The sequence below is a fragment of the Brevundimonas sp. genome, assembly GCF_035561115.1.
Taxonomy (GTDB): Bacteria; Pseudomonadota; Alphaproteobacteria; order Caulobacterales; family Caulobacteraceae; genus Brevundimonas.
In genome coordinates this window covers 1-5,788 of record NZ_DATMYH010000099.1, presented here as the reverse complement: position 1 = coordinate 5,788, position 5,788 = coordinate 1, and the positions used below count along the sequence as shown (strand labels likewise).

Here is a 5,788-nt window from a genome sequence, read left to right as displayed (position 1 = left end):
CGCACCACCGGGTCCAGCGACCATGCGTGGCGGCGGCGGTGGTCCTCCAGCAGGCGGCCCATGACCTCGACCTGGGCGGCCGGGTCGCCCGGGGGCGCCGCGACGCCCGCAAGGCGCGCGGTCATGTCGAGACGCCGGTCGGTCGCCTCAGCCGCGGCATGACCCAGCCAGTCGCGGGCGCCGTCCGGTTCGAAGCGGACTGCGACCAGTTCGACCGGCCCGACCGGGCGCAGGGCCAGCGGCCGGGTCATCTGGCCGGCGAACAGGGCCCGGGGCTGAAGGCGGAAGACGCCGTCCGGACCCTGTTCCTCATAGGGCGAGCCGATGTCGAGGATCAGTTCGGGACAGCCGTCAGGGGCGATGCGCTGCACCGTCGGCTCGGGCGCCGGGGCGGCGTAGGTCCAGATCGTGCGCACGAAGGGGCGCAGGGCCGGAGGCGGTTCGTGCTCCTGATAGCGATCCCCCTCGTCCACGGTCAGTGGGCCTTGGACGGATCGGGCGGCAGAGGGGGCAGGGGCGCGCAGGGAACGCCGTCGTCCTTCAGCTTCCTCACCTCGGCGGGCGTGGCCTCGCCGTAGATTTCGCGTTTCTCGGACCGGCCTTCGTGGATGTCGCGGGCCTCGCGGGCGAAGGCGTCGCCGACATAGTCGAAATTCTGTTCGACATGGCTGCGCACCTCGCGCGCCGCCTGCATCATCAGGGTCTGCATGCGGGCCGCGTCGGACTGGAAGACGGCCTTCTTCGTGCCGGCGACGGCGGGCGACATGATCTGTTTGGAGATGTCGCGCGAGCCGCAGTGCGGGCATTCGACCAGACCGCGCGCGACCTGGTCGTCATAGTCCGCCGAGGCGCCGAACCAGGCCTCGAAGGCGTGTTCGTGCTCGCATCTGAGGGCGTAGCGGATCATTTCGGCCCCGCGAATTCGCGGTCGTGGGTCAGCTGGGGAATGGCGGCGCGGGCGCGATCGACGGCGTCGAAATCCAGGGTCGCGAACAGGACGCCGGGCTCGTCGTGATCCAGTTTGGCGGCCACCTCGCCCCAGGGCGCGACGACGGTGGAGCGGCCCCAGGTGCGGCGGCCGTCATTATGGGCGCCGGCCTGGGCGGGGGCCAGGATCCAGCAGCCGGTCTCGATGGCGCGGGCGCGCAGCAGCGTCTCCCAGTGGGCCTCGCCGGTCGGGACGGTGAAGGCGGCGGGGACGGCGATCATCACCGCCCCCGCTTTCGCCAGCGCGCGATACAGATGCGGGAAGCGGATGTCGTAGCAGATGGTCAGGCCCAGCCGGCCCCACGGGGTGTCGGCGACGACGGCCTCGTCCCCCGGCCGCACTGTGGCGCTTTCGCGCCAGCGTTCGCCCGTCGGCAGATCGACATCGAAGACGTGCAGCTTGTCATAGGCCGCGACGATGTCGCCCCGGTCGTCGATCAGCAGGGAGCGGTTGGCGGCGCGGTCGTCGCCGTCGTGGCCCGAGCGGACGATGGCCGAGCCGATCAGCAGCCAGACGCCCAGTTCGCGGGCCAGGTCGCGCAGGGCGAAGACCGCCTCGTCCCGGTCCTCGTCCGTCAGGGCGGCGGCGCGCCGATCCTTGTCCCGGATCATGAAATTGGTCGCTTCCGGCGTGAGGACGAATTTCGCCCCGCCGGCCGCCGCCTCGCGGATCAGCGGCGCGATATGGGCGAAGGCCGCGGCCGCCGAGTCCGGGGTGCGGGTCTGGATCAGGGCGATCGGAAGCGTGGCCATCAGGCCTCGAGCAATGCGTCCAGCGCGCCCTTGCGGTCAAGGGCGGCGAGGTCGTCGGATCCGCCGATGTGTTTTCCGCCGATGAAGATCTGCGGGAAGGTCATCCGTCCGTTCGACCGCTGGATCATTTCCTGCTTTTTCGCAGGGTCGTGGGAGGCGACGATCTCGGTGTAGTCGGCGCCCTTCCCGTCCAGCAGGGCCTTGGCGGCATGGCAGTAGCCGCAACCGGGCTTGGTGTAGATGACGACGTCGGCCAAGGGGAACTCCTGAAAATCGGTCCGGACTATGTAGGCAATTCGCGGGCGGTTCGCACCCGGGCGACGACCGCGAGATCGACGGCCCGCGCCCCGGCCTCGAGCAGCGCGCGGGCGCAGGCCTCGGCGGTGGCCCCTGTGGGTCAACACGTCGTCGACCAGAAGGATGCGGCGGCCCCTGATCCGGCGACGCCCCTCCGGCGACACGGCGAAGGCCTTGCCGACGTTCAGCCGGCGCCCGCGCGCGGACTTGCCGCCCTGGCTGGCCGTGTGGGTCTGGCGGATCAGGGCGTCGGGCAGATAGTCGAGGCCGGCGTGCCGGGCCAGCGGCCGGGCGATCTCGGCGGCCTGGTTGAAGCGCCGCGACAGCAGGCGCAGCCGGTGCAGGGGAACGGGCGCGACGGCGTCCGCCTCAGCCAGCAGCGGCGCCGCCGACCGGCTGAGCCAGCGGGCGAACAGGGGCGCGAACGGCTGATGGTCGCCGTGCTTGAACTTCAGGATCAGACCGCGCGAGGCGGCGTCATAGACGCAGGCCGCCCGCGCCCGGTCGAAGGCGTAGGGTTGGGCGATACAGGCGGCGCAGCGCGGCGAGGCGAACGGGCCGCCGTCCATCCCGAACCCGGCGCCGCAGCCGTCGCAGACCGGGTCCTCCAGAAACACCACGCGGCTCCAGGCGTCGGGCGTCAGTCCGGCCGAGGCGGCTGCCTCGGGGCTGTCCCAGGCCAGCGGCGGCAGCAGCAGATCGGTCAGGCCGCGCCCCAGCGACCGTGCGCCGCGCGTGATCTGTTGGCCGCCCGCTTTCAATCGGCCGCGCCAGCCCCCATCCTGCAGGCTCATGAACGCCTCCTCCGGTCCCCCCCGCATCTTCGACGTTCCGCGCCGCACGGCAAGGCTTGCGCGCAGCGAGCCGACGATCGCCCGCGCCGACTTCCTGCACGCCCGCGCCGCCGACAACGCCGTGGGCAGTCTGGAAGCCCTGTTGCGCGACTGGCCGAACGTGCTCGACCTCTCGGCCCATCCGGGCGCCTTCGCCGAAGCCCTGAAGGGCAGCGCGGCCGAGGGGCGTGTCGGAACCGTCGTCGCGCCGGGCGACCGTGCAGCCCGGGCGGGTCCGGGCGCCGCGCCGCCGGGCGTCGCCGACCAGTCGCAGGATCTGATTGTCTCTCTGATGAGCCTGCACTGGGCCAATGACCTGCCCGGCGCCCTGGCCCAGATCCGGCGGGCGCTGAAGCCCGACGGGCTGTTCCTCGGGACCCTGCTGGGCGCGGGGACGCTGAAGGAGCTGCGCGCGGTGTTGACCGAGGCCGAGCTGGAGGCGCGCGGCGGGGCCCAGGCGCGGGTGTCGCCCTTCGCCGACGGCTTCGACGGCGCGGCCCTGCTGCAGCGGGCCGGCTTCGCCCTGCCGGTGGCCGACGTGGACCGGGTGACGGTGCGCTATCCGGACCTGTTCGCCCTGGTGCGGGACCTGCGGGCGATGGGGGAGACCAATGTGCTGGCCGGTCCGCTGCGGCCGCTGACCCGCGGCATCGCGGGCCGGGCGGCGGAACTCTACGCTCAGCGGTTCGGCGAGGCCGACGGGCGCATCCCGGCGACCTTCGAGATCGTGCATCTGGCCGGCTGGGCCCCGCACGAAAGCCAGCAGAAGCCGCTGCCGAGGGGCTCGGCGAAGATGCGGCTGGCGGATGCCTTGGGGGTCAGGGAGCAGACGGGGGAGGACTAGCCGCCCATCGCCGCCCGAAGCTTGTCCATGGCGGCGTTGAAGACGCCGCTTCCCGTCGCGCCGAAGGCTTGAAGGGCCCCGAGGATGACGAGGAACATCAGCGCCAGGATCAGGCCGTATTCGATGGCCGTGGCCCCGCTCTCGTCGCGGCCGAAGCGGGAAAGGAAGCGTCGCAGCATCGGCCCCCTTTCCGGCGGCTAGAGCAGGTCGCGCAACCAGGCGACCAGAGGTTCGTCGGCCGGCGGCATGGGCCAGTCCGAAAGCTGGTTCGGCCGCACCCATTTCAGCGCCGCGTGCTCGCGGTTCTGAACCTGCCCCGACCAGCGTCGGCACAGATACAGTGGCATCAACAGGTGAAAGGATTCGTAAGCGTGACTGGTGAATACGAACGGGGCCAGGCAGGCCTCGTTCACGTCGATGCCCAGCTCTTCCTTCAGCTCGCGGATCAGGGCGGCCTCGGGCCGCTCGCCCGGCTCGACCTTGCCGCCGGGGAATTCCCACAGGCCGGCCAGCTGTTTGCCCTCGGGCCGCTGGGCGATCAGCACCCGGCCGTCGGCGTCGATCAGGGCCACGGCGACGACGAGGACGACGGGAAGGCTTTCTTCCAGGGAAGAACTGGCGCTCACGAGCGGTAATCGCCGTTGATCTCGACGTAGCGTTTGGTCAGGTCGCAGGTCCAGACGGTGGCGGAGGCGCGGCCCGAGCCGACGTCGACGGTGATGTCGATCTCGGCGTTCTTCATATAGGCGCTCATCTTCGCCTCGTCGTAGGTCGGCGACGGGGCGCCGTCGACGGCGGCGACATGGGGGCCGAAGCGGATGGCCAGACGGTCGCGGTCGACCGGCTCCTCGGTCTTGCCGACGGCCATGACGACCCGGCCCCAGTTGGCGTCCTCGCCGGCGAGGGCGGTCTTGACCAGGGGGCTGTCGGCGATCGACTTGGCCAGTTTGCGGGCCGAGGCGGGGCTTGCCGCGCCGTCCACGGTGACGCGGACGAATTTGGTCGCCCCCTCGCCGTCGCGGACCAGTTGATGGGCGAGGTCCAGCATGACCCTGTCCAGGGCGGCCGAGAATTCCTTCAGCCGCCGGTCGCCGACGCGGCCGATGCGCGGAGCTCCGCTGGCCCCCGTGGCGAACACCAGGCAGGTGTCATTGGTCGAGGTGTCGCCGTCCACGGTGACGCTGTTGAAGGTGGTGCGGACGTGCAGACCCAGCAGGGCGCGCAGCACCGGCGGGGCGATGGCCGCGTCGGTGACGATGAAGCCCAGCATGGTGGCCATGTCGGGCGCGATCATGCCCGAGCCCTTGGCGATGCCGGCGATGCGGATCGTGTGGCCCTCGATCCTGCACTCGGCGTAAGCGCCCTTGGGGAAGGTGTCGGTGGTCATGATGCCCAGACCGGCGCGCGTCCATTGGTCGGTCGGGTGGGTGTCCGCATCGAGCGCGGTCTCGATATCGTTCAGGCGGGCGGTGATCTTGCGGTCGTCCAGCACCACGCCGATGACCCCGGTCGAGGCCAGCATGACGTCGCGCTGGCGACAGCCGAAGCGTTTGGCGGTCTCGGACGCGGTGCGGCGGGCGGCGTCGGCTCCGGCCTTGCCGGTGAAGGCGTTGGCGCAGCCGGCGTTGATCACCAGACCGCGGACGTCGTTTCCGCCGTCGGACGCATCCAGATGCCGCTTGCACCAGTCGACGGGCGCCGAGCCGATCTTGTGCCGGGTGAAGACCCCGGCGCAGGTCGTCCCGCGGGCGAAGCGGAAGACGACCAGATCGTCGCGCTCGTGCTTGTAGAAGCCGGCGCGGGCGGTGGCGATCTCGACCCCGCCAATGGGCGGAATGGTCGGGAAGGGCACGGCCAGGGGCGAGATTTCCAGACCGGGTTTGCCCGGCGCTGCGGGCGCCGCCGGTTTCGGTACAGGCGTGGTGGCGCGCTTGATCGCCGTGGCCAGCGGGTCCAGCGCCTTTTCCAGCGCCTGTTCGAACTTCTGGCCGGTCGAGGCGCGGCCTTCGGGCGGGCGGCTCACGACTTCTTCGCCGCGACGGGCGCGGCCGCCGGCGCCGGAGCCGGAGCGGGG

At 71.5% G+C, this 5,788-nt stretch carries 8 protein-coding genes and 1 pseudogene; 1 reads left to right on the top strand and 8 read right to left on the bottom strand.

Annotated features, from left to right (window positions below):
• The 5 genes and pseudogenes from VN378_RS12990 to VN378_RS12970 form a co-directional block, all read right to left on the bottom strand.
• Nucleotides 1–473, bottom strand: a 473-nt coding sequence (locus VN378_RS12990) for a DUF6597 domain-containing transcriptional factor (protein WP_325743997.1), incomplete at its 3' end; no start/stop codon positions are given.
• Between the two features lie 2 nt (nt 474–475).
• A complete protein-coding gene (locus tag VN378_RS12985; protein WP_325743996.1) occupies nt 476–907 on the bottom strand; it encodes a DUF1178 family protein in 432 nt (143 codons plus the stop codon).
• The gene (locus VN378_RS12980) at nt 904–1,740 is read right to left on the bottom strand and encodes a carbon-nitrogen hydrolase family protein (RefSeq protein ID WP_325743995.1); all 837 of its coding nucleotides are present in this window, start codon (nt 1,738–1,740) and stop codon (nt 904–906) included. Before VN378_RS12980 ends, VN378_RS12985 begins: the two co-directional genes overlap by 4 nt.
• Entirely contained in the window at nt 1,740–1,997 is a 258-nt protein-coding gene (grxC, locus tag VN378_RS12975) for a glutaredoxin 3 (RefSeq protein WP_325743994.1), read from the bottom strand. The genes VN378_RS12980 and grxC overlap by 1 nt, the downstream gene beginning before the upstream one ends.
• Before the next feature lie 26 nt (nt 1,998–2,023).
• Nucleotides 2,024–2,831, bottom strand: a pseudogene (locus tag VN378_RS12970) (phosphoribosyltransferase family protein).
• Here VN378_RS12970 and VN378_RS12965 point away from each other — a divergent pair.
• Entirely contained in the window at nt 2,830–3,714 is an 885-nt protein-coding gene (locus tag VN378_RS12965) for a methyltransferase domain-containing protein (RefSeq protein WP_325743993.1), read from the top strand. The pseudogene VN378_RS12970 and the gene VN378_RS12965 overlap by 2 nt on opposite strands.
• Here the strand turns inward: VN378_RS12965 and VN378_RS12960 are convergent.
• Genes VN378_RS12960 through argJ form a run of 3 tightly spaced genes read right to left on the bottom strand, consistent with a single transcriptional unit; the run spans nt 3,711 to nt 5,737 of the window.
• On the bottom strand, nt 3,711–3,893 hold the full coding sequence (locus VN378_RS12960; RefSeq protein WP_414642247.1) for a Flp family type IVb pilin: 183 nt from the start codon (nt 3,891–3,893) through the stop codon (nt 3,711–3,713). The two genes, VN378_RS12965 and VN378_RS12960, sit on opposite strands and share 4 nt — an antisense overlap.
• Nucleotides 3,894–3,911: 18 nt before the next feature.
• Nucleotides 3,912–4,322: a (deoxy)nucleoside triphosphate pyrophosphohydrolase gene (locus tag VN378_RS12955; RefSeq protein ID WP_325743999.1), complete on the bottom strand. Its 411-nt coding sequence runs from the start codon at nt 4,320–4,322 to the stop codon at nt 3,912–3,914.
• A gap of 14 nt (nt 4,323–4,336) precedes the next feature.
• Nucleotides 4,337–5,737, bottom strand: coding sequence for a bifunctional glutamate N-acetyltransferase/amino-acid acetyltransferase ArgJ (argJ, locus tag VN378_RS12950; protein WP_325743998.1), 1,401 nt, complete (start codon nt 5,735–5,737; stop codon nt 4,337–4,339).
• Nucleotides 5,738–5,788: the final 51 nt, after the last annotated feature.